This is a genomic window from Streptomyces sp. NPDC058008 (assembly GCF_042886395.1).
In the GTDB taxonomy this organism is placed as follows: domain Bacteria; phylum Actinomycetota; class Actinomycetes; order Streptomycetales; family Streptomycetaceae; genus Streptomyces.
Genome location: NZ_JBHVQX010000001.1, coordinates 17,673 through 39,908 on the forward strand (window position 1 = coordinate 17,673; position 22,236 = coordinate 39,908).

General features: G+C 72.4%; 16 protein-coding genes and 1 other RNA gene. 10 read left to right on the forward strand and 7 right to left on the reverse strand.

Annotated elements, in window-relative coordinates; genetic code table 11:
- Positions 1-3: 3 nt before the first annotated feature.
- From ACFVS9_RS00055 to ACFVS9_RS00075, 5 genes are all read right to left on the reverse strand, one after another.
- Positions 4-2,238 carry a CDP-glycerol glycerophosphotransferase family protein gene (locus tag ACFVS9_RS00055; protein ID WP_383115809.1) on the reverse strand — a complete coding sequence of 745 codons (2,235 nt, stop codon included), beginning with the start codon at positions 2,236-2,238 and terminating at the stop codon, positions 4-6.
- Positions 2,239-2,431: 193 nt separating this feature from the next.
- Entirely contained in the window at positions 2,432-3,355 is a 924-nt protein-coding gene (locus tag ACFVS9_RS00060; RefSeq protein WP_389929081.1) for a carbohydrate ABC transporter permease, read from the reverse strand.
- Positions 3,352-4,725, reverse strand: coding sequence for a carbohydrate ABC transporter permease (locus ACFVS9_RS00065; RefSeq protein WP_383115811.1), 1,374 nt, complete (start codon positions 4,723-4,725; stop codon positions 3,352-3,354). The genes ACFVS9_RS00060 and ACFVS9_RS00065 overlap by 4 nt, the downstream gene beginning before the upstream one ends.
- 4 nt (positions 4,726-4,729) lie before the next feature.
- On the reverse strand, positions 4,730-6,094 hold the full coding sequence (locus ACFVS9_RS00070; RefSeq protein WP_383115812.1) for an ABC transporter substrate-binding protein: 1,365 nt from the start codon (positions 6,092-6,094) through the stop codon (positions 4,730-4,732).
- Between the two features lie 254 nt (positions 6,095-6,348).
- Positions 6,349-9,669 (reverse strand): FHA domain-containing protein, encoded by a 3,321-nt coding sequence (locus ACFVS9_RS00075; RefSeq protein ID WP_389929083.1) that lies wholly within the window; start codon positions 9,667-9,669, stop codon positions 6,349-6,351.
- A 420-nt stretch (positions 9,670-10,089) separates the two neighbouring features.
- Between ACFVS9_RS00075 and ACFVS9_RS00080 the strand changes: the two genes are divergently transcribed.
- From ACFVS9_RS00080 to ACFVS9_RS00095, 4 genes are all read left to right on the forward strand, one after another.
- Positions 10,090-11,700 carry a serine/threonine-protein kinase gene (locus ACFVS9_RS00080; RefSeq protein ID WP_389929085.1) on the forward strand — a complete coding sequence of 537 codons (1,611 nt, stop codon included), beginning with the start codon at positions 10,090-10,092 and terminating at the stop codon, positions 11,698-11,700.
- 145 nt (positions 11,701-11,845) lie between these two features.
- Positions 11,846-13,084 carry a serine/threonine-protein kinase gene (locus ACFVS9_RS00085; RefSeq protein WP_383115815.1) on the forward strand — a complete coding sequence of 413 codons (1,239 nt, stop codon included), beginning with the start codon at positions 11,846-11,848 and terminating at the stop codon, positions 13,082-13,084.
- A 69-nt stretch (positions 13,085-13,153) separates the two neighbouring features.
- The gene (gene prfB, locus ACFVS9_RS00090; protein ID WP_383115816.1) at positions 13,154-14,260 is read left to right on the forward strand and encodes a peptide chain release factor 2; all 1,107 of its coding nucleotides are present in this window, start codon (positions 13,154-13,156) and stop codon (positions 14,258-14,260) included.
- Positions 14,261-14,618: 358 nt separating this feature from the next.
- Positions 14,619-15,263: an LPXTG cell wall anchor domain-containing protein gene (locus tag ACFVS9_RS00095; RefSeq protein ID WP_389929087.1), complete on the forward strand. Its 645-nt coding sequence runs from the start codon at positions 14,619-14,621 to the stop codon at positions 15,261-15,263.
- Positions 15,264-15,433: 170 nt separating this feature from the next.
- On the opposite strand, the gene ACFVS9_RS00100 is transcribed toward ACFVS9_RS00095, so the two are convergent.
- Positions 15,434-15,625 carry a hypothetical protein gene (locus ACFVS9_RS00100; RefSeq protein ID WP_383115818.1) on the reverse strand — a complete coding sequence of 64 codons (192 nt, stop codon included), beginning with the start codon at positions 15,623-15,625 and terminating at the stop codon, positions 15,434-15,436.
- Positions 15,626-15,883: 258 nt separating this feature from the next.
- On the opposite strand from ACFVS9_RS00100, the gene ftsE reads away from it, so the two are divergent.
- The 5 genes from ftsE to ssrA all read left to right on the forward strand — a co-directional run bounded on the left by ftsE (position 15,884) and on the right by ssrA (position 19,823).
- Positions 15,884-16,573 (forward strand): cell division ATP-binding protein FtsE, encoded by a 690-nt coding sequence (ftsE, locus tag ACFVS9_RS00105; RefSeq protein ID WP_362546851.1) that lies wholly within the window; start codon positions 15,884-15,886, stop codon positions 16,571-16,573.
- A 35-nt stretch (positions 16,574-16,608) separates the two neighbouring features.
- Positions 16,609-17,529, forward strand: coding sequence for a permease-like cell division protein FtsX (ftsX, locus tag ACFVS9_RS00110; protein ID WP_383115819.1), 921 nt, complete (start codon positions 16,609-16,611; stop codon positions 17,527-17,529).
- Positions 17,530-17,597: 68 nt separating this feature from the next.
- Positions 17,598-18,785, forward strand: coding sequence for a S41 family peptidase (locus ACFVS9_RS00115; RefSeq protein WP_383115820.1), 1,188 nt, complete (start codon positions 17,598-17,600; stop codon positions 18,783-18,785).
- A gap of 18 nt (positions 18,786-18,803) precedes the next feature.
- A complete protein-coding gene (smpB, locus tag ACFVS9_RS00120; RefSeq protein ID WP_383115821.1) occupies positions 18,804-19,292 on the forward strand; it encodes an SsrA-binding protein SmpB in 489 nt (162 codons plus the stop codon).
- Between the two features lie 143 nt (positions 19,293-19,435).
- Positions 19,436-19,823, forward strand: a transfer-messenger RNA (tmRNA) gene (gene ssrA / locus ACFVS9_RS00125).
- A gap of 103 nt (positions 19,824-19,926) precedes the next feature.
- On the opposite strand, the gene ACFVS9_RS00130 is transcribed toward ssrA, so the two are convergent.
- Positions 19,927-21,132 carry an MFS transporter gene (locus ACFVS9_RS00130; RefSeq protein ID WP_383115822.1) on the reverse strand — a complete coding sequence of 402 codons (1,206 nt, stop codon included), beginning with the start codon at positions 21,130-21,132 and terminating at the stop codon, positions 19,927-19,929.
- An 84-nt stretch (positions 21,133-21,216) separates the two neighbouring features.
- Between ACFVS9_RS00130 and ACFVS9_RS00135 the strand changes: the two genes are divergently transcribed.
- On the forward strand, positions 21,217-22,188 hold the full coding sequence (locus ACFVS9_RS00135; RefSeq protein ID WP_383115823.1) for a LysR family transcriptional regulator: 972 nt from the start codon (positions 21,217-21,219) through the stop codon (positions 22,186-22,188).
- Positions 22,189-22,236: the final 48 nt, after the last annotated feature.

A 22,236-nucleotide genomic window follows, 5' to 3' on the forward strand; every position in this document is an offset into this window, starting at 1 on the left:
GGTTCACCCGTTCGTGTACTCCCGCACGGGTACCTGCCGCGGCACCCCGGTCCGCCCCCGGCCGGCCGGGGAGACGGGCGGCGGCATGGCCGAGGGGTCGTCCAGGAAGACCCGGCGCACCACCCGCTCCGCCGCGTTCCCGTCGTCGTAGGGGCAGAACCGGGCCCGGAACGCGGCCCTGCGCTGTGCCGAGCGGGGCCCGCGCCAGTGGTCGGTGGCGAAGATCTCGTGCAGCTCCTCCTGGTCCCTGGCCACCGCCCCGGGAGGAAAGGCCGCCGGGTCGAAGTAGGTGCCTCGGGCCGCCTCGTAGGCCTGCGCGTCCTCCAGGTGCAGGACGACCGGCCGGTCCAGGTTGACGTAGTCGAACATCAGCGACGAGTAGTCCGTGATCAGCCCGTCGGAGGCGAGGCAGAGCTCCTCGACGGACGGGTGCGCGCTGACGTCGATGATGCGCGGGTGCGGGGTGTGTCCGGCCGTGGCCCGGGCCGTCGCGTCCAGGTAGTGGGAGCGGGCCAGGATGACGAAGTGCGGGCCCAGGACGCGGACCAGCCGCTCCAGGTCCAGGGAGTGCCGCTGGGCGCGCCGGTAGTCGCGGTGGGTCGGCGCGTACAGCAGGGCGGTCCGGCCGGCCGGGACGCCCAGGCGCTCGCGCAGCCGCGCGGTCCTGCCGGGGTCCGCGCGGTGGAAGACGTCGTTGCGGGGGCTGCCGTACTCCAGCGTGGTGTAGCCCGAGGGGTAGGTGCGCTCCCACACCAGGGTGGAGTGCTGGTTCGCGGAGAGCGAGTAGTCCCACTTGTCGACGTTGCGCAGCAGCTGCTCGAAGTCCATGGAGCCGGCCGCCGCGGGCCGGTGCACGAGGTCGGTGCCCATGGTCTTCAGCGGTGTCCCGTGATGGGTCTGGAGCAGGATCTGGCCGCGTCTCTTCACGAGTCTGCGGTCGAAGTTGACGTTGTTCACGAGGTATCCGGAGCGGGCCAGGGCCGTCCAGTACGCGGCGGTACCCGGATGCAGCACCCGGGTCGCGGCCGGCACCGTGTGCGCGTCCTCGGGGCGGCAGATCCAGGAGGTGCGCAGCCCGGGCACGAGGGTCCTGGCCATGGCCTCCAGCGCCGCGGGGCTACAGGTGTAACCGCGGTGCCAGTAGGCGGCGAACACCGCGTCACCGCTCCGGACCGGCAGGCGCAGCTGGACGCGGTAGTGCAGCTGGAGGACCGCCCCGCGCACCGCCCGGTGCGCCGCCGATGCCAGGCGTCCGAGCCGGCCGCGCAGCCGCTGCGCGGCCCACAGCGCGCGGTACGTGCGGTGGGCGCCGAGCCGGAACAGCCCGTGCCGCAGGCGGGCGCGGCGGGGTACGGGGGCGCCCGGCGTGCGGTAGCGGCGGCAGTGGGCGCGGGCGCGCCGGAAGAACCGGGCCCGGGTCCCGCGCGGCAGCCGGTCCCGGGAGGTGTAGAGGGTCGAGAAGTGGTCGAGCATCCTGCGGAATATCACCGGGCGCCACACGGCGAGTTCGGGGCGGGCGTCGATGAAGGCGAAGACGCGGTCGTACTGGTCGAAGACGTCGAAGTGGCGGTGGGTGGTGGTGGAGAGGATGTTGCCCCGGCGCCGCTGGCGGTATCCCACGCAGACGGTGTCCAGCACGGCGATGGAGCCCGCGGCCATCAGCACCGGGTACGTCCAGGGGGTGTCCTCGTAGTAGCCGGGCGGGAAGGTGAAGCCCTCGGCCTCGATGAACGCGCGGCGGTACGCCTTGTTCCAGACGACCATCAGGACCTTCAGCAGTTCGGGCCGGTCCGCGAGCCGGAAGGAGGCGGGGCCGGTCTCGGCGAGGTGCTGGGCGAAGGTGTTGCGCACGCTCTCGCCCGACCAGTACGTCCGGGCGTAGTCGTAGACCAGCACGTCGGGCCCGCCCGTGGCGTCGAGCCGGTCGGCGATGGCCTGGAGCGCCTCGGGGGCGAAGGTGTCGTCCCCGTCGAGGAAGAGGAGGTAGTCCCCGGTGGCCCGGGCGACTCCGGCGTTGCGTGCGGGTCCGAGGCCGGAGTTGCGCGGCAGGTGGACCGCGCTGACCCGGGGGTCGCGTACGGCGTACTCATCGGCGATCGGGCCGCAGGCGTCCGGTGAACAGTCGTCGACCACGATGATCTCGTAGTCCTTGAAGGACTGGTCCAGCACGGAGTCGAGGCACGCGTGCAGGTACGCCTGGACCCGGTACGCGGGCACGATGACACTGAACCGGGGCACAACACATCCAGGGGTCGCTCGCGGGAGGGCAGGTGGCCCGCAAACGGCCGATGGAGTGACTTGGTTACGCGGAACGGGGCATCCGGGGGGAAGTGCGAGGCAGGGCGGCCCGTTCACGAGTGAACGGGCCGCCCTGATGTTGACGAACGCGTGTGCTGTTCGGTGTCCTGTGCCGACCGGCCCGCGCCTCCGGCTACTTGACCGCCCCGGCCATCACGCCGGACACGAACTGCCGCTGGAAGGCGAAGAACACCACCAGCGGGATCACCATGGAGACGAAGGCCCCGGGCGCCAGTACGTCGATGTTGTTGCCGAACTGCCGGACCTGCTGCTGGAGGGCCACGGTGATCGGCGGGGACCCGGAGTCCGCGAAGATCAGGGCGACCAGCATGTCGTTCCACACCCAGAGGAACTGGAAGATGCCCAGCGAGGCGATGGCGGGGCCGCCGAGCGGCATCACGACCCGTGCGAAGAGCCGGATCTCGCCCGCACCGTCCAGCCGTGCGGCCTCCAGCAGTTCGCGCGGGATCTCGGCGAAGAAGTTCCGCAGCAGGAAGATGGCGAACGGCAGGCCGAACGCCGTGTGGAACATGATCACGCCGAAGGTCGTCTCGAAGATCCCGATGGCGCCGAAGAGTTCGGACACCGGGATCAGGGCGACCTGCACGGGGACCACGAGCAGCCCCACGACCACCAGGAACCACCAGTCGCGGCCGGGGAACTCCATCCAGGCGAAGGCGTAACCGGCGAACGAGCCGATGACGACGACCAGGAGCGTGGACGGGACGGTGATCAGGACCGTGCTGAACAGGGAACCCGTGATGGTCGAGTTGTCCAGCAGGCGCTGGTAGTTGTCGAAGGTGAGCTCGGAGGGGGCGGTGAAGACCTTCCACCAGCCGGTCGCCGCGATGTCCTCGGCCCCGCGCAGCGAGGAGAGCAGCAGCCCGATCGTCGGCATCAGCCAGAACAGGGCCACCAGGACGAGGAAGACCCGCATGACGCCGCCGCCCGCCCGGGCGGCGATCCGCGCGCCGAGGGGCCGCCGGGCGCCGGTGCCCGCTCCCTTCCGTGGTACCCGCTCGGCCTGTCCGGCCTCTGCGGCCTCGGTCGTGGTCACCGGCGTCCCTCCTTCCGGATGCGGCGGATGTTGAACAGCATCACCGGGATCACCAGCAGCAGCAGGAGTACGGCGATGGCACTGCCGACCCCGAGGTCCGCGTCCGTGCCGAACGAGGAGCGGTAGAGCTGGAGGGCCAGGACGTTGGCGTCGTCCTGGGAGGAGCCCGGCGCGATGATGAAGACCAGGTCGAAGATCTTCAGGACGTTGATCATCAGGGTGACCAGGACCACCGCCAGCACGGGCGCCAGCATCGGCACCGTGATCCGGCGGAAGACCTGCCACTCGTTCGCGCCGTCCACCCGTGCGGCCTCGAGGAGTTCGCGCGGCAGACCTGCCAGTCCGGCGGCGATCAGCACCATCGCGAACCCGGCCCACATCCAGACGTAGCTGCCGATGATCCCGGGCGTCACGAGGGACGGCCCGAGCCAGTCGACACCGTGGTACGGCTCCCGGAAGTTGTCCGCCGGAAGCCGGAGCAGGGACCCGTCCGCCGAGGCGGGCAGGGTGAACACGCCGTCGGCGCCCGCCGTGGCGGTCGCGACGACCTTGCCGTCCTTCACCGCCTCGACGGTGAGGCCCTTGAGGCCGAGTTCCTGCGGGTCGACGACGTTGGGCCGGCCGCCGCCGCCCTTGGTGAAGTCGAGCCAGGCCGTCCCGGTGACGCCGTCACCGGACGCGGTGGCGGCCTTCGCGGGGACCGCGTCGTCCGGCATCTTCGCCGGCGCCACACCGACCAGCGGCAGGTTCACCGGCTCGCCGGCCCGCACCGGCTCCTTCGTCACGAAGGAGCCGCCGCCCGCGGCCTTCAGCGGATGGACGGGCAGCGGGTGCGCCTTGGGGAAGCCGGACGACTGCGCGAACGTGTCGTGCACGCCCACCGCCACCGCGTTGGCCACCCCGCGCTCCGGAGCCTGCTCGTACACCAGCCGGAAGATGATGCCCGCGGCCAGCATGGAGATCGCCATCGGCATGAAGACGACCAGCTTGAACGCCGTACCCCACCGGATCCGCTCGGTGAGCACCGCGAAGATCAGCCCCAGGGCGGTGGCGACCGTCGGCGCGAACACCACCCAGATCGCGTTGTTCTTGACCGCCGTCCGGATGGTGTCGTCGGAGAACAGGGCCCGGTAGTTGTCCAGGCCGGCGAATCCGGTGCCGGACTGGTCGAGGAACGAGCGGTAGACGGAGTACACGATCGGATAGACGACGAGTGAGCCGAGCAGCACCAGGGCCGGCAGCAGGAACGCCGCCGCGACCGCTCTCCTGGTGCCGGTCACGCTGCGGCGCGACCGTGTGCCCCTGCCCGTGCCAGGACGCTTGTCGGCGGGGGGCGCGCTTCCGGCGCCCCCCGCTGTCGCTGTGGTCACCCCGTCAGCTCGTGAACGCCTTGGCCGCGTCGGACTCCAGCTTGGCTTGAGTCCCCGCGATGTCCTTCGGGTTCTTCAGGAAGTCCTGGAGGGTCTTCCACTCACCCTTGCCGGGCGTCCCGCCGAACGACTGCGGGGCCTGGTCGGACATGTCGAACCGGACGTCGTCACCGGCGGCGATCAGCGCCTCGGCGATCTTGCGCTGGACGTCGTTCGGGTACGCCGCCGCGTCCAGGGCCTTGTTCGGCGAGATGAACCCGCCGGCCTCGGCCCAGATCTTCGCCGCGTCGGTCGAGGCGAGCCAGGTCAGCAGCGCCTGGGCGCCCTTGCTGTCCTTGAGCGCCACGGCGGCGTCGCCGCCCGTCACCACGGGGGAGTCCGCGCCGACGGCCGGGAACGGGAACACCTTGGCGTCCGTACCGATCTTCGCCTCGGTCTGCGCGATGTTGATCGAGACGAAGTCGCCCTCGAAGACCATCGCGCCCTTGGGCTGGTCACCGCCGGTGAACGTCTGGGTCACCGACACCGGGAACTCGGTCTGGAGCGCCCCGTCGGCTCCGCCGGAGATCAGCTCCGGCTTGCCGAACAGCTCGGCGAGCGTGGTCAGGGCGTCCTTGACGGACGGGTCCGTCCACTTGATCTCGTGCTTGGCCAGCTGGTCGTACTTCTCCGGGCCCGCCTGGGAGAGGTAGACGTTCTCGAACCAGTCGGTGAGCGTCCAGCCGTCCGCGCCGCCGACCGAGACCGGCGTGACACCGGAGGCGGAGATCGTCTCGGCCGTCGCGATGAAGTCCTTCCAGGTCTTCGGCTCGCCGGCTCCCGCGTTCTCGAACGCCTTGGTGTTGTACCAGACCAGGGACTTGTTGGCGGCCTTGAAGTAGACGCCGTACTGGGTGCCGTCGACCGCGCCGAGGTCCTGCCAGACCTTCGCGTAGTTCTTGCTCAGCTGGGCCTTCGCCTCCGCGCCCACCGGCTTGGCCCACTTCTTGGCCACGGCCTGCTGGACCGCGCCCACCTGCGGGATCATCGCGACGTCCGGCGGCTGGCCGCCCGCGATCTTGGTACCGAGGAAGTTGACGATCGGGTCCTGCGCGGGCACGAAGGTGACCGTGGCGCCCGTCCGCTTCTCGAACTCGGACAGCACCTTGGTGAAGTTGGTCTGCTCGGGGCCGGTCCAGACGGCCGCCACCGATATCTTCTCGCCGTCCAGCTTCGGCAGAGTGACGCCGGAGGCACTGTCCTGGCCCTTGCCGCCCTCGTCGCCGGCCTTGTCCTTGCCGGCGCCGTCGTCACCGCACCCGGTGAGGGCCAGCGCCCCGATCGCGGTGAACACCAGTGCGGCCCTACGCATGCGAAGGGTTCTGCGCATCCCTGCCCCGTCTCTCCTGCGCGCGCATGAGGGCGACCGGCACCAACGGTGGGACCCAGCGGTGCCGTTCACGTCTCACATCGTGCGGTTCACATCGTCCGTGCGAACCAGTCCTATGCCCGGCGCACCGGGGCCGCAATACCGCTGTCAGCGCCAACTCGGTGATCGTGATGGGCTCGTGACGTCACGTCGGGAAACAGCGGGTGCCCGCCTCGATCACCCGTGCGGAAGCACGGTCCCGCGCGCCCCGGGCGTCACGGGACCAGCGGGGGCAGCGGCTCGGCGTTCACCGAACGGGCCGCCCTCTCCAGGGCGCTGGCCAGCAGGGCGAGGTCGGTGGGTCCGTTGCCCAGCTCGCGGACCGGGCGACGGGCGGGCGGATCGCCCATCCGCTCCCACTCCAGCGGGACGACGGTGGGGCGCAGGGTCGCGGTGCGGGGGATGCGTCCGGTGACCCGGCCGCCCTGGAACGGTGTCACCCGGCCGTCCGGATGCCCCAGACGGCCCCGGCCCGGCGCGGCCTCGTCCGGGGACGGGGGGACGACGGGCGGGTCCAGCACGATGCGCAGCCGCGCGCCCCGGGCCAGGTCCGTGTCCTCGGTGCGGTCGGGGCGGGCGGAGGTGGCGACCAGGTGCACGCCGAGCCGCCCGCCGTCCCTGGCCACGGCCTCCAGGACGCGGACCACGGACCCGGCGGACGGCCGGCCGGGGCTGCCGAGCGCAGGGGCGACCAGGGCGTCGAAGTCGTCGGCCAGGACGACGATCCGGGGAAGCGGGGAGGGCCCCGGGTCCACCGGCCGTGCCGCGGCGGGCCGCAGTCTCAGGGTGCCGGTGGCGGGCGATTCGAGATCGCCGCGCTGTTCGGCCGTGCCCGCCGTGCCGCGGCCGGCGACGCCCCGCGACTCCTCGTACCTGGCGTGCCATTCGGTGAAGTCCAGGGTGCCGAGCAGCTCGGCCCGGCGCTTGAGCTCGCCGCCCAGTGCCTGGGCGAACTCCCGCATGCGCACCGGGTCGGAGGCGACCAGGTGCGTGAAGACGTGCGGCAGCTCCGTGCAGGGGCCCAGCCCCTCGCCGCGCTGCCCATGGTCGCCGCCCGCCCCGTCGATCAGGAGTATGCCCAGCCGGTCGGGGCGCGCGGCGGCGGCCAGGGAGGCGGCGACGGCGCGCAGCAGCTCCGTACGGCCACTGCCGGCGGGGCCCTCGATCAGCAGGTGCGGACCCTCGTCGTCCAGATCGACGGAGAGCGGTCCCCTGGGTCCGGCGCCCAGCACGATCACGGGGCGTCCCGCGTAGGCGGAGGAGGCGGTGGCCCCGTCCCCGCTGTCCCGCCGCTGCGCACCGATGCGGGGCCCGCCGCCGCTCGCGGGCGTGTAGGCGGAGCGCCCGGAGCCCGAGCTGGTCGGACCGCTGCCCCGGAACGGGGTGCGCCCGGAGTCGGGGGACTCGCGCTGCGCACCCACCCGGGGCCCGGCGCTCAGCGTGCGGCCGGAGTCCGTGGTGTCCAGGTCCTGCGCGCCGTGCGCCGGCGTGCGGACCGTGGCGCCCGGCTGGTTCTCGGCGGTGGAGGCCCAGCGGGCCATCAGGGACGCCGGGGTGGCCCGGGCGAGGCCCAGCTCGTCCAGCAGACGCGCGGACGGGGGCAGGGCCGCGGCCATGGGGCGGCCGGGCAGGGCCGCCGAGCCCTCGTCGCGCAGGGGCGCCAGGGCGCGCCCGAACCGCTCGGCCCAGGCGACGGACACCGCGTCCACCGCGGCGACGGTGCCGTGGCCCGCCGCCTGGCCGCCCGCCGTGCGCAGCAGCCGCAGCGCGGTGGCCACGTCGCCGCTCAGCATGGCGACCGCACCGCACTCACGGAAGGCGATCGAGGCCCGGCAGGCGGTGTCGTAGGTCGCCGCGACCGGGGAGGTGGGGGAGGCGGCCGGGGCCTCGGCCAGGCAGATCAGGTGGATTCCGGAGGCCGCGCCCGCCCCGGCCAGCCCCGCCGTGGTCTCGCGCAGCGCCGAGGAGCCGGGGTCGCCGTCCACGATCACCACGGTGTACGGCCCGTCGTGGCGGCGGGCGGCCTCGGCCACCGCGTCACGGCCGGCGCTCGCCCAGCCGGGGCCCAGCGGCCCTTCGGCCATACGGCGTGCCAGCTCCGCCGCGCGGGCGCCGGCCTGCTCGCGGTCGTACGCGAGGAGCAGGCGGCAGTCCTGGCCGTGCATGGGGCGCAGATGGGGCAGCCAGCCGAGCCACGCCCACTCGCGCCGCCGCTCCTCCGGGCTCCGGGCCCGGTCCGTGCTGATGAGCACGATCTCCAGGTCGAACGGGGAATGCAGGGCGGCGAGCTGCGCGACCGTCGAACGGGCGAGCCCGGACAGCCGGGCGCGCGGCCCCGCGAGCCCGAGCGAACCGGCCTCCCGCAGTCCCACGGTGACCGGTACGGCGGGCAGATCGGCCCGCTCCGTCGTCCCGAGCCGTACGACCAGGGCCTCGGGGTGCGCGGCGTCGCGCTCCCACAGGCGGGGGCCGGGGCCGAGCGCCGTGAGGAGCACGGTCGCGGGGTCCGGCCAGGTCCCCGCGGGGGCGGAGGGGGAGGGGTCGGGCGCGGAGGGGGCGTGCGGGGCGGACCCGGGGTCCGGTCCGGCCGCCGTCGGGTCACCGGGCGGCGCCGTGTGCGTCTGCTCCCCCTTGCCGGCCGTGAACCGGCGTGCCCAGGCGCCTATGCCGCCGCGCCGGGGGGCCTCCGGGTCGGTGAGCGGGGTGCCGCGGCCGTGGGTGAGGTGCGGGGCGGGCTCGTCCCGCCGCGCGTCGTGGCCGGCCGGGCCCTGCCCGTACACCTCGTGCGTGCCGTGTCCCACGAGGCCGTGGGCGTGGCCGCGCCCCTCGGCGGAGGCCGGGCCGGGGGCGGGCTCACGGTCCGGTCCCTGGGCGGTCGCCGCGGGCTCCGCGCGTGCCACCCGCAGGTGGCCCTCGCCGTCCGGCGCCGTCGCCAGGGTGGGGGTGCGTGAACCGGGCGTGAGCCGGAGCGTGGACTCACCGAGGCGCAGCAGGGCGCCCGGGGGCAGCCGGACCGGGCGGTCGTGGACGTCGGCGCCGTCCAGCGAGGTGCCGTTGGTGGAGCCCAGGTCGGCGACGGACACCCGTCCGTCGTCGGTGACGGTCACCGCGCAGTGCAGCCGTGAGACGTCGGGATCGTCGAGGGGGACGTCGGCCTCGGCGGAACGGCCGATCCGGATCTGCCCGCCGTGCAGCAGGTGGACCCCGCCGGCGTCCGGCCCCGCGATCACGTGCAGCCGGGCGGGAACGGCGTCGTCGGTGGCCTCGTCGTCGCCGGGGACCTGGAGCGAGAGCACCGTGCCGTCCACCAGCGGAGGCTCGCCGAGCGCGCAGCGCTGCGGGTCGAGGCGCTCGCGCCCCGCGTACAGCACGGTGGCGCCGCCGCCCAGGGAGCCCTCAGGGCCGGAGACCGCCGCGGCCAGGCCGGAGGCGACGGTCGCGAGGGCCGTCCCGGCCGGGGCGGTCACGAGCACGTCGCAGGCGCGCGCCGGGGTCTGGCCGCTGCGCGGCGCGAGGACGGTCAGCCGGATCTGCATCGCCGTCAGCGGTCCCTTCTGCGCGGGGTGCCCGGCAGGGGAAATGCCCTGTGATTCCCCCCACCCGGCACGGACGCGTCGTCCGGTTCAGGTCGTCACGGAGCGTGAGGCTTCCGACCTCACAGTTCCGTGCTGGAGGCATCCTCGCACCTGCCACCGACAACACGCCCGGGGGTGGCCGCTTAGTGATCTTGAATGGCCGAGTGTGGGTGCAAAAGTGCCTGCTTGGTCCTGCCGCGGGCGTCCTGCACACTCGTTCGGCAACCAACTCTTCCGTGTGGGCGTCTTCCCGCTGACACAGCGGCAACACGACCGGAGGACGACCGGCCGGTGCCCCGTTCGGCGGCACTAGAGTGGTCCGGAACATCCGGGCGGGTCCGGGGGGACCGCAAGCACAACGACCAGCAGGGAGCGCATGACGTGCGGCCGGTAGGCAGCAAGTACCTGCTCGAGGAGCCGCTCGGACGCGGCGCCACGGGCACCGTCTGGCGAGCCCGCCAGCGGGAGACCGCGGGCGCCGAGGCGGCCGTCGCCGGGGAGCCCGGCGAGACCGTTGCGATCAAGGTGCTCAAGGAGGAGCTCGCCAGCGACGCGGATGTCGTCATGCGGTTCCTGCGCGAGCGCTCCGTACTGCTGCGGCTCACCCACGCGAACATCGTGCGCACCCGGGACCTCGTGGTCGAGGGCGACCTCCTCGCCCTGGTGATGGACCTGATCGACGGTCCCGACCTGCACCGTTACCTCCGCGAGAACGGTCCGCTCACCCCGGTCGCCGCCGCGCTGCTCACCGCCCAGATCGCGGACGCGCTGGCCGCCAGCCACGCCGACGGCGTCGTGCACCGCGACCTCAAGCCGGCCAACGTGCTCCTCGACGAGCGCGACGGCGAGATGCACCCGATGCTCACCGACTTCGGCATCGCGCGCCTCGCGGACTCCCCGGGGCTGACCCGCACCCACGAGTTCGTCGGCACGCCGGCCTACGTGGCGCCCGAATCGGCCGAGGGCCGTCCGCAGACCTCCGCCGTGGACGTCTACGGCGCGGGCATCCTGCTGTACGAGCTGGTCACCGGCCGTCCGCCGTTCGCCGGGGGCACCGCCCTGGAGGTCCTGCACCGCCACCTCAGCGAGGAGCCCCGCCGCCCCGGTTCCGTCCCCGAGCCGCTGTGGACGGTCATCGAGCGCTGCCTGCGCAAGGACCCGGACCAGCGTCCCAGCGCCGTGAACCTCGCCCGTGCGCTGCGTACGGTCGGCGCGGGTGTCGGCGTGCACGCGAACTCGGCGCAGATCGCGGCGGCCGAAGGCGTGGGCGCCCTGCTCGCCCCCGACCCGGCGCCCGCCGCCGTCCCGGACACCCCGGGCGCGGCCGACCCGACCCAGGTGCTGCCGAGCAACGCCGGCTCGTACGACCCGGCCGCCGCGACCAGCGTGATGCGGCAGACCCCGGGCGGGGGCGGCCAGGCCGACCCGACCGCGATGATGCCGCCCGTGCCGCCGCACCCCGACGACCCGCACCCGTGGCAGTCCCAGCTCCGGGCCGCCAGGGACCGCAACGAACAGACGCAGGTCCAGTACCTCGACCCGGACCAGGACCCGCTGCGCCGCCGCCCCCAGCGCCAGCAGCCGCCGCCGCAGCAGCCGCAGCGCCAGCAGCCCCAGCGCGCCCAGCAGTACCCGCCGCAGCAGCAGCCCCAGCACTACCAGCCGCAGCAGCAGCCCCCGCAGCAGCAGCGCCAGCCGCAGCAGCGCCAGCAGTACGCGCCCCCGCAGCAGCCGGCGCCCCAGGCCCCGGCTCCGGCCCCGCGCCAGCCCAGGCAGCGCAACGCCAACCCGATGCGCATCCCCGGCCTGGGCTGCCTCAAGGGGTGCCTGTTCTCGGTGGTGCTGCTGGTCGTCGCCGCCTGGCTCATCTGGGAACTGACGCCGCTTCAGGACTGGATCGCCCAGGGTCAGAGCTTCTGGGACGCCCTGGGGGACGGCATCAGCAGCGTGACCGGCTGGTTCAAGGAGCTCGGCGGCACGACCGGCCAGTAACGCCACCGTCCTGTGTCTTTGTCGACTTCCGCGGGCCCGATTCGCCCGCGGAAGTGAAGGTTGGCGCCGTCCCGGGCACGCAACACCCCGTTCGCCGCGTAACTTTGTCGACCGGGGGTCAACGCCAGCCGCTGAGGGAGCAGTCTTGGCACGGAATATCGGCAGCCGGTACACCGCTCACCAGATCCTGGGGCGCGGCAGCGCCGGAACGGTGTGGCTCGGCGAAGGGCCCGAGGGCCCCGTCGCGATCAAGCTGCTCCGCGAGGACCTGGCGTCCGACCAGGAGCTCGTGGGCCGCTTCGTACAGGAACGCACCGCCCTGCTCGGGCTCGGCCACCCGCACGTCGTCGCCGTCCGCGACCTGGTGGTGGACGGCACCGACCTGGCCCTGGTGATGGACCTCGTGCGGGGCACCGACCTGCGCACCCGGCTGGACCGGGAGCGCCGCCTGGCGCCCGAGGCCGCCGCGGCGATCGTCGCGGACGTCGCCGACGGGCTCGCCGCGGCCCACCGCGCCGGGGTGGTCCACCGCGACGTCAAGCCGGAGAACATCCTGCTCGACATGGAGGGCCCCCCGGGCCCCGGCGGTTCGCACCCCGCGCTGCTCACCGACTTCGGCGTCGCCAAGCTGATCGACACCCCGCGCCGCACCAAGGCCACCAAGATCATCGGTACGCCTGACTACCTGGCCCCCGAGATCGTCGAGGGCCTCCCGCCGCGCGCCGCCGTGGACATCTACGCCCTCGCGACCGTGTTCTACGAGCTTCTCGCCGGCTTCACCCCCTTCGGCGGCGGCCACCCCGGGGCCGTCCTGCGCCGCCACGTGACCGAGACGGTCGTCCCCCTCCCGGGCATCCCCGAGGAGCTCTGGCAGCTGCTGGTCCAGTGCCTGGCCAAGGCCCCGGCCTCACGGCTGCGCGCCTCCGAGCTCGCGACCCGGCTGCGGGAGCTGCTCCCGCTGCTGTCCGGGATACCCCCGCTCGACGTCGACGAGCCGGGCGGCGAGGCGGAACCGCAGGCGTACGACGAGCAGCAGTACACCCCGGCGCCCGAGGAGCCCCGGCGCCGCGGCGCGGTCCCGCTGGTGCCCGGCTCCTCGCCGGACTCCAACCGGGACACCCACACGAGCATGCGCGTGCCCGCCCCGGACGAGCTCTCCGGCGGCCCGCTCGGCACCGCCCGCGCGCCGCGGGCCCCCGGCCGCCCACGCCCCGGCTCGGCCCGCAACAGGGCGGCGGCCGTCCGCAAGCGCCGGATCACCCTGGGTGCCGCAGTCGTGGCCCTGTGTGCGGCGATAGGGGTGGGCGGCTGGTTCGCCGCGAGCGGCGACGACCCGGGCCCGGCCCCCGAGGACACGCGGAACTCGGCGCCGGCGGCCCCCTGAGAGGCGCCCCGGAGGGGCCGGGATCCGGGGGAGGGACGGGTTCACCCGTCCAGCCGTTACGCTGGACCCGTGGCAGTCGTCGATATTTCCGAAGAGCTGAAGTCCCTCTCCTCGACCATGGGGTCGATCGAGGCCGTCCTGGACCTTGATGCGCTGAGGGTCGACATCGCCGCGCTCGAGGAGCAGGCGGCCGCGCCGTCCCTCTGGGACGACCCGGAGGCGGCGCAGAAGATCACCAGCAAGCTTTCGCACCTCCAGGCCGAGGTCCGCAAGACCGAGGCCCTGCGCGGCCGCATCGACGACCTCGAGGTGCTCTTCGAGCTCGCCGAGGACGAGGGTGACGCCGACGCGCTCGCGGAGGCGGAGACCGAGCTGGAGTCCGTACGCAAGGCGCTGGACGAGATGGAGGTCCGCACGCTCCTCTCCGGCGAGTACGACGCGCGCGAGGCCCTGGTCACCATCCGCGCCGAGGCCGGCGGCGTCGACGCCGCCGACTTCGCCGAGAAGCTCCAGCGCATGTACCTGCGCTGGGCCGAGCGGCACAACTACAAGACCGAGGTCTACGAGACGGCGTACGCCGAGGAGGCCGGCATCAAGTCGACCACCTTCGCGGTCGAGGTCCCGTACGCCTACGGCACGCTCTCCGTCGAGCAGGGCACCCACCGGCTCGTCCGGATCTCGCCGTTCGACAACCAGGGCCGCCGCCAGACGTCCTTCGCGGGTGTCGAGGTGCTCCCCGTGGTCGAGCAGACGGACCACGTCGAGATCGACGAGTCCGAGCTCCGCGTCGACGTGTACCGCTCCTCGGGCCCCGGCGGTCAGGGCGTCAACACCACGGACTCCGCGGTCCGCCTGACCCACCTGCCCACCGGCATCGTGGTCTCCTGCCAGAACGAGCGCTCGCAGATCCAGAACAAGGCGTCCGCGATGAACGTCCTCCAGGCGAAGCTCCTCGAGCGCCGCCGCCAGGAGGAGCAGGCGAAGATGAACGCGCTCAAGGGCGACGGCGGCAACTCCTGGGGGAACCAGATGCGTTCCTACGTCCTGCACCCGTACCAGATGGTCAAGGACCTGCGTACGGAGTTCGAGATGGGCAACCCGGAAGCGGTCTTCAACGGCGAGATCGACGGGTTCATCGAGGCCGGCATCCGCTGGCGCAAGCAGAGCGAGAAGTAGCACCCGGCCGCGAGGCCGCCGGGCCCGGACAGGATTCCTGTCCGGGCCCGTTCGTGTTCCCACCCCGCCACGGGCGGCGCGGAGTTGAGAAGATGGTGTGGCGAATGAGTCACAGTCGTGATTCCGAATAGCCGTCAAGAACCCCCATAGCGGCCCGTATCCCCCGGAACGGCCTTGACGTAGTCCTTAACTCTGGACAGGGTGCTAGAGCAGCACGCGTATGTCTGGGACAGGTGTGATCGGGGGCGGGCGGGATGACCACGTACGGCGTGGGCCCTGCAGAGAAGGTGACCCCGCAGGGCCGAGGACCGCATATGGCTGCTCCATCGACGAGATCAGCTACTGGGGGTAGCAACAGATGACGAAGAAGACGCGAATCCGCGTCGCGCGGATAGCCGCTGGTGCGGTTATCGCCGCAGGTGCCTCGCTCACGGCAGCGGGCGCCGCCCAGGCCGCGGGCATCGGCCTCGGCCTCGGGATCGACGGGGACGACGCCACCGCGAGCGTGAGCCTCCAGGTCGGGAACGGCGACGAGGAGCCGACCGTCGAGCCGCCGAACCCGGGGGAGCCCACCGAGGAGCCCCCGACCGAGGAGCCTCCGACCCAGGAGCCGCCCACGCAGGAGCCTCCGACGCAGGAGCCCCCGACCGAGGAGCCTCCCACCCAGGAGCCTCCGACGCAGGAGCCCCCGACCCAGGAGCCCCCGACCGACGGCCCGACCGACGAGCCGACCGACGGCCCGACGGAGGGTCCGACCGACACGCCCAGCGACGGGGTCACCTCCGCGCCGTCCGACCCGTCCTACCCGGACGCCGGTGGCAACACCGACACGGACAGCGCCGGCAACAAGCCGGTCGAGCAGGGCAAGGGCAAGGACGAGCTCGCCGAGACCGGTGCGGCCGAGACGACGTTCCTGCTGCTCGGCGCCGCGACGATGATCGCCGGTGGTATCGGCTTCCGCATCCTGCCGCGTCTGGCGGGCGGCGGTCGCACGGCCGCCTGACGACCGTCAGGGCACGCTGAAGGGCCCGGGAGAGCCGTCACGGCCTCCCGGGCCCTTTCGTGTACCGGAACCGCTCCTGCGGTCGTACGTCCCCGTCGCGGAGTCCCCGGGCGGTGCCCCGGGCCCCTTCCGGGCATGCCACAGCGCCGCGCGGCCCAAGGGCCCCGCGGTCAGACGGCCTGGTGCGCCAGCAGGGCCAGAGCGGCGACCAGGATCACCATCAGCGCCACCAGCATCGCCGGGTTGAGCCCCGCGAACGGACCCTGCTCCTGCATCCGCTCGCGGCTCGCGCGGCAGACACGGCAACGGCCCTCGCTCACGGGTGACGCGCAGTTCGCGCACACCAGTCGGTCGTAGGTCATGCGCAGTCCTCCTCCCGCGCGGCGGGAGCCGCATTCACGTTCTCTCCGCACAACGCTCCGGGAAACGCAACTGTTCCCCTACCACTGTGCCAGCTCGGGCCCGTTTCGGCGCGGCCCACCGGGCGAGGTCCGGCACGCCCCGTTTCGTTCCCTGCCGCTTTCCGTCACAAATCGCTCATTGCCGGACGCCGACTGCACGCGCTCACCCGGTTCGCGTATGGTCACGCTCACCTACCCCCGGCCGACCGTGGTGCATCCGTGATCCGATTCGACAACGTCTCCAAGACCTACCCGAAGCAGAGCCGTCCAGCTCTCCGGGACGTCTCACTCGACATCGAGAAGGGTGAGTTCGTCTTCCTGGTCGGTTCCTCCGGCTCCGGCAAGTCCACCTTCATGCGGCTCATCCTCCGTGAGGAGCGCGCCAGCACGGGCATGGTCCACGTGCTCGGCAAGGACCTCGCACGGCTGTCCAACTGGAAGGTGCCGCAGATGCGGCGCCAGCTGGGCACCGTCTTCCAGGACTTCCGGCTCCTCCCCAACAAGACCGTCGCCGAGAACGTGGCCTTCGCGCAGGAGGTCATCGGCAAGCCGCGCGGTGAGATCCGCAAGGCCGTGCCGCAGGTTCTCGACCTCGTGGGTCTGGGGGGCAAGGAGGACCGCATGCCCGGTGAGCTCTCCGGTGGTGAGCAGCAACGTGTCGCGATCGCGCGGGCGTTCGTCAACCGCCCCATGCTGCTGATCGCGGACGAGCCGACCGGCAACCTCGACCCGCAGACCTCCGTGGGCATCATGAAGCTGCTGGACCGGATCAACCGGACCGGCACCACCGTGATCATGGCGACCCACGACCAGAACATCGTCGACCAGATGCGCAAGCGCGTCATCGAGCTCGAGCAGGGCCGTCTCGTACGTGACCAGGCGCGTGGCGTCTACGGCTACCAGCACTGAGCCTCTGCACGAGCATCGAGTACTGAAAGGACGCCATGCGCGCCCAGTTCGTCCTGTCGGAGATCGGCGTCGGTCTCCGTCGCAACCTCACGATGACCTTCGCGGTCGTGGTCTCCGTCGCCCTCTCGCTCGCCCTGTTCGGCGGTGCGCTGTTGATGCGCGAGCAGGTCAGCTCGATGAAGACCTACTGGTACGACAAGGTCAACGTCTCGATCTTCCTCTGCAACAAGAACGACGCCAAGGACGTGCCCAAGTGCGCCAAGGGCGCCGTCACGGCGGAGCAGAAGAAGGAGATCAAGGCGGACCTCGAGAAGATGGAGGCCGTGGAGAAGCCGGTCCTCTTCGAGACGGTCGACCAGGCGTACAAGCACTACCAGGAGCAGTTCGGCGACTCGCCGATGGCCGGCAACATCACGCCGGACCAGATGCAGGAGTCGTTCCGGGTCAAGCTGAAGGACCCGCAGAAGTACAAGGTGGTCGCGACGGCCTTCGCGGGCCGTGACGGGGTGCAGTCCGTCCAGGACCAGCGCAGCATCCTGGACAACCTCTTCGGGCTGATGAACGGCATGAACGTGGCCGCGATCTTCCTCATGGGGCTGATGCTGGTCATCGCGCTGATGCTCATCGTGAACACCGTCCGCGTCTCGGCGTTCAGCCGGAGACGGGAGACGGGCATCATGCGGCTGGTGGGGGCCTCGGGCTTCTACATCCAGATGCCGTTCATCATGGAGGCCGCCTTCGCCGGCCTGATCGGCGGACTGCTCGCCTGCGTGATCCTCATCGCCGCGCGGTACTTCCTGATCGACGGCGGACTCGCGCTCCAGGAGAAGCTGAACCTGATCGACTTCATCGGCTGGGACGCGGTGCTCACGAAGCTCCCCCTGGTCCTCGCGATCGGTCTGCTGATGCCCGCCGTTGCCGCTCTCTTCGCGCTGCGCAAGTACCTCAAGGTGTGACGATCGCCCCGTCCCGCGTACGGCCGACGAGCCGTACGCGGACGGGGCGTTGTCCTAGACTCGGCCCCATGCCGGGCCATACGTACCATGTGAGACCCCGTGGGATCCGCCGCGGGGCGGCCCTGACGCTGGTGTTCGCGAGCGTGCTGGCCACCGCCGCGGCCACCGGGTCCCTGCCCCGTGAGGACGACACGGCCACGGAGATAGAGACCAGGGCGGTGTCCTCCACCGTCGGTTCCGTGGACCGTGAGGAGATCGTGGACGCGGCGGCCGACGCCGAGGCCGACGGGAAGTCCGGTACGGACGCCGCCGAGGAGGTCGTCAGCCGCAGCGGTGACCGCTGGGGCGCGGTCTACGACGAGCGGGAGTACGAGGAGTTCGAGCAGGCGCTCGACGGCGCGTACACCGGGGTCGGGATCTCCGCCCGCCGCACGGCCGGCGGAGACGTCGCCGTGAGCGCGGTCCAGGCCGGCGGCCCGGCGGACCGGGCCGGGGTGCGCGAGGGCGACCTGCTGCGCGCCGTGGACGGCCGCGCGGTCGGCCGCCGCCCCGTCGCCGACGTGGTCGCGCTGCTGCGCGGGGACCGCACGAAGGCGGCCGAGGGGACCCCGGTGGTGCTCGGACTGAGCCGTGGCGGGCACCCCTGGGCCACGACCCTGCGCAGGGCCCGGCTCAGCACCGATCCGGTGAGCGTCCGGCGGCTCGGTCCTGGCCCCTCGGCCGCCGTGCTGATCAGGGTCGCCGCGTTCACCAAGGGCGCCGGCACCGCGGTGCGCGACGCGGTGGACCGGGCGCCCGGGGACGCCGGGATCCTCCTGGACCTGCGGGCCAACGCGGGCGGCCTGGTGACCGAGGCCGTCACCGCCTCCTCCGCCTTCCTGGACGGAGGGCTCGTCGCCACCTACGACGTGCACGGCGAGCAGCGGGCCCTGTACGCCGACCCGGGCGGGGACACCGGGCGGCCGGTGGTCGTCCTGGTGGACGGCGGGACGATGAGCGCCGCCGAACTGCTGACGGGCGCCCTGCAGGACCGCGGGCGGGCGGTGACCGTCGGGTCGAGGACCTTCGGCAAGGGATCCGTGCAGATGCCCAGCAAGCTCCCGGGCGGCTCGGTGGCCGAGCTGACCGTGGGCCACTACCGCACTCCGGCGGGCCGCAGCGTCGAGGGGAGCGGCATCACACCGGACGTGAAGGCCGGCCCGGAGGCCCAGCGGGAGGGCGAAACGGTATTGAGTGGCCTCGGGGGTGGGTCGTAGTGCGAAAATGACCGCACTATGGCCAAGGAAAAAGACACCGGGCGGAAGATGATCGCCCAGAACAAGAAGGCGCGGCACGACTACCACGTCCTCGACACCTATGAGTGCGGTCTCGTGCTGATGGGTACGGAGGTCAAGTCGCTGCGGATGGGCAGGGCGTCGCTGGTCGACGGCTTCGTCCAGATCGACGACGGAGAGGCGTGGCTGCACAACATCCACGTCCCCGAGTACGTGCAGGGCACCTGGACCAACCACTCGGCCAAGCGCAAGCGCAAGCTGCTCCTGCACCGGGCCGAGATCGACAAGCTCGCGTCCAAGTCGCAGGAGACGGGCCACACGATCGTGCCGCTCGCGCTGTACTTCAAGGACAGCCGGGTCAAGGTCGAGATCGCGCTGGCGAAGGGCAAGAAGGAGTACGACAAGCGGCAGACGCTGCGCGAGAAGCAGGACACGCGGGAGACGAACCGCGCGATCTCGGCGGCCCGCCGGCGGCAGCGCAGCGCGTAGCCGGCGGCCCGCACGGCGCGTGCCGCCGCCCGGTCCGGGGCCCGCGCCCCGGAGCAGCCGGAATACGGTGGCATCCGTGTGCGTTGGTCACGTACGATGGGCCGTGCACCTCACAGAAGGTGCGCGGATTGAAAAATCAACATGGGGATGATCGGTTTCGACAGCGGATGTCGAAGCAGGGGAAGCGAGTCGAGGAAGCGGCAATGATCTCGTAAACCATATGTCGCAACCAATAATCGCCAATTCCAAGCGCGATTCCTCCGCCTTCGCCCTCGCTGCCTAATTAGCAGCTAAGCGAAGACTCTGCGGAGTGTCAGCCCGGGGGTGATCCCGACCCGGATCCTGGCATCAACAAGGGATCTAAACTTCTGAGCCCGGTCACGGGGCGCTGAAGGAAATCTCACAGTGACTGGGCCTGTCGGAGGCTTGTTCGCGTGACCTCCGGGGCCGAGAAAAGCGTAGCGGACTGCACTCGGAGAAGCCCTGGTTCCGCACCGTTGGACGCGGGTTCGATTCCCGCCATCTCCACAATTCCCATGTGAACGAGGACCCCGTTGCCCCTGGCAGCGGGGTCCTCGTTTTTTGTTTCCGCCGCGGGCCGTGTGCTTCCCGGAACTCCGTCGGCCCCCGCTGTTCAGGCGCGGCGGATTCCCACGGCCGCGACGGCCAGGGCGAGGGCCGCCGCGCACATCGGCGCCGCGTACCCGGCCACCGTCCCGGCGTGCTCCACCAGCCAGCCGCCCGCCGCCGAGCCCGCCGCCACCCCGCCCAGCAGCGCGGTGACCGCGAGGGTCATGCCCTCGTTGAGCTGCGCCTGCGGGGTGAGCCGCTGTACCAGCGTCATGCCCGTGACCATGGTGGGTGCGGTGGCCGCCCCCGCCAGCAGCAGGCAGCCCGCCAGGACGGGCAGCGAGCCGGTCGTGGCGGCGGCTGCCAGGGGGAGGGACATCAGCGTGGTCATCCCCGTCAGGCAGAGCAGCAGTCTGCGGCGCACGCTCCCGGCCGGGCGCAGCGAGCCGTACAGCAGTCCGGCCACGCAGGAGCCGCCGGCCTGGAGGGCGAGGATCGCGCCTCCGGCGTGCGCGATGGAGACGACCTCCATCGCCCCGAAGACGGCCCCCGTCGCGAGGAAGACGGCGAGCAGGGCGGGCATGCCCGGGGTGCGCACGGGGGAGGCGGCCCGGGTGCGGGGGGAGACCGGCGGTTCGGTCGCGCGCTGCGCGGCGAAGACCAGGACGCCCGTCATCAGCAGGACCGCGCCGGTGAGGGTGCCGGCCTCGGGGAAGAGGGCTCCGCACAGGGACGCGGCGAGGACCGGGCCGAGCATGAAGCACAGTTCGTCGGCGGCCTGTTCGAAGGAGTTGGCGGTGTGCAGGGTCGCGGGGTCGCCCCGGTGGAGATGGGCCCAGCGGGCCCGTGACATGCCGCCGGTGTTCGGGGTGGTGGCCGTCGCGGCGTAGGCGGCGAACAGTGTCCAGACCGGTGCGTCGTAGTGCACGCAGAGCACCAGGGCCAGTGAGCCGAGGACGGCGACCGCGGTGGCGGGCACCGCGATCCGGGCCTGGCCGTACCGGTCGACCAGGCGTGCCGTCCAGGGGGCGACCACGGCGGTGGCGGCCAGCCCGGTCGCGGTGACCGCCCCGGCCAGGGCGTACGAACCGTGCGCTCCGGCGATCATGATGACGGCGCTGACGCTGAACATCCCCATGGGCAGCCTGGCGAGGAGGTTGCCCGCGGTGAAGGCCCGCGCGCCGGGGGTGGCGAGCAGCCTGAGGTAGGAGGGGGACGGGGCGGCGGCGTTCGTGGTGCGGGGAGCCGGGGCGGCGGTTTCACGGGACACGCGGTCCACCCTCGGAGGGGCGCGGGCGGGGTGTCCAACACCTGATCGGAGCCCATTGACGCGTTCCTGTTGTAAATTGTGCCGGTGCCCGCCCCCGACACCGATCCCCGGCTCCTGCGCGCCTTCGTCACCGTGGCGGACGAGCTGCACTTCACCCGTGCCGCCGCCCGGCTCTACGTCGCCCAGCAGGCGCTGAGCCGCGACATCCGCAGGCTGGAGCGCGAGCTGGGCACGGAGCTCTTCGTCCGTACGACCCGGCAGGTCTCCCTGACCCCGGACGGGGAGCGCCTCCTCCCGCACGCCCACCGGGTGCTCGACGCGCACGCCGCGCTCCGTGCCGCCTTCGCCGACCCGGCGGAGCGTCCGCTGCTCGTCGACCTGAACACCGACGGGATGACGGCGGCCCGGGTGCTGGCGCGGGCGCGGGACCTCGCGCCCGACTGCGAACTGATGGCCCGCTTCGAGAGCGGGCTCACCTGGGCGGCGGGTGAGGTGCTGGCCGGACGGCTCGACGTCTCGTTCGGCCGGGCCGCCGGGCTCGCGCCCGCGGTGCTCGCCCAGCTCCGCGTACAGCCCGTGCGGTACGAGCCGATGGCCGTTCTCCTGCCGCGTGATCACCCCCTGGCCGGGCGGGAAGCGGTCGCGGTGAGCGATCTGGCCGGTGAGACCGTCTACGCGGGGGCGGGCAATACGCGCACGCTGGAGTGGACGGATCTCGCCGCCCTGCTCTTCGCGGAGTACGGCATCGTGCTCGCGCCGCCTGCTCCGCTCGCTGTCGGAGTGGCCGAATTCCAACGGGTCATGGCGAAGAGAGGTAACCCCGTACTGGCCGTCGCCGGCTTTCCTCCGCTGCCGGGGACGGTGCTGCGCCCGCTCGTGCGGCCGGTGCCGCTGTCCCCGCTGCTGATGGTCTGGCGCAGGGGGCTCGTCCACCCCGGACTGTCCGCGTTGCGCGCCGCGACGGCCGAACTCGCCGCACAGGAAGGATGGATGGCACGACCACCGAACTCCTGGCTGCCGGATGCCGATGCGTCGCTCATGGATCACTGTTCATGAACAACAGGTGATACCGCCCTCTTTCCGTCGTCGGCGTGCGCTACATTC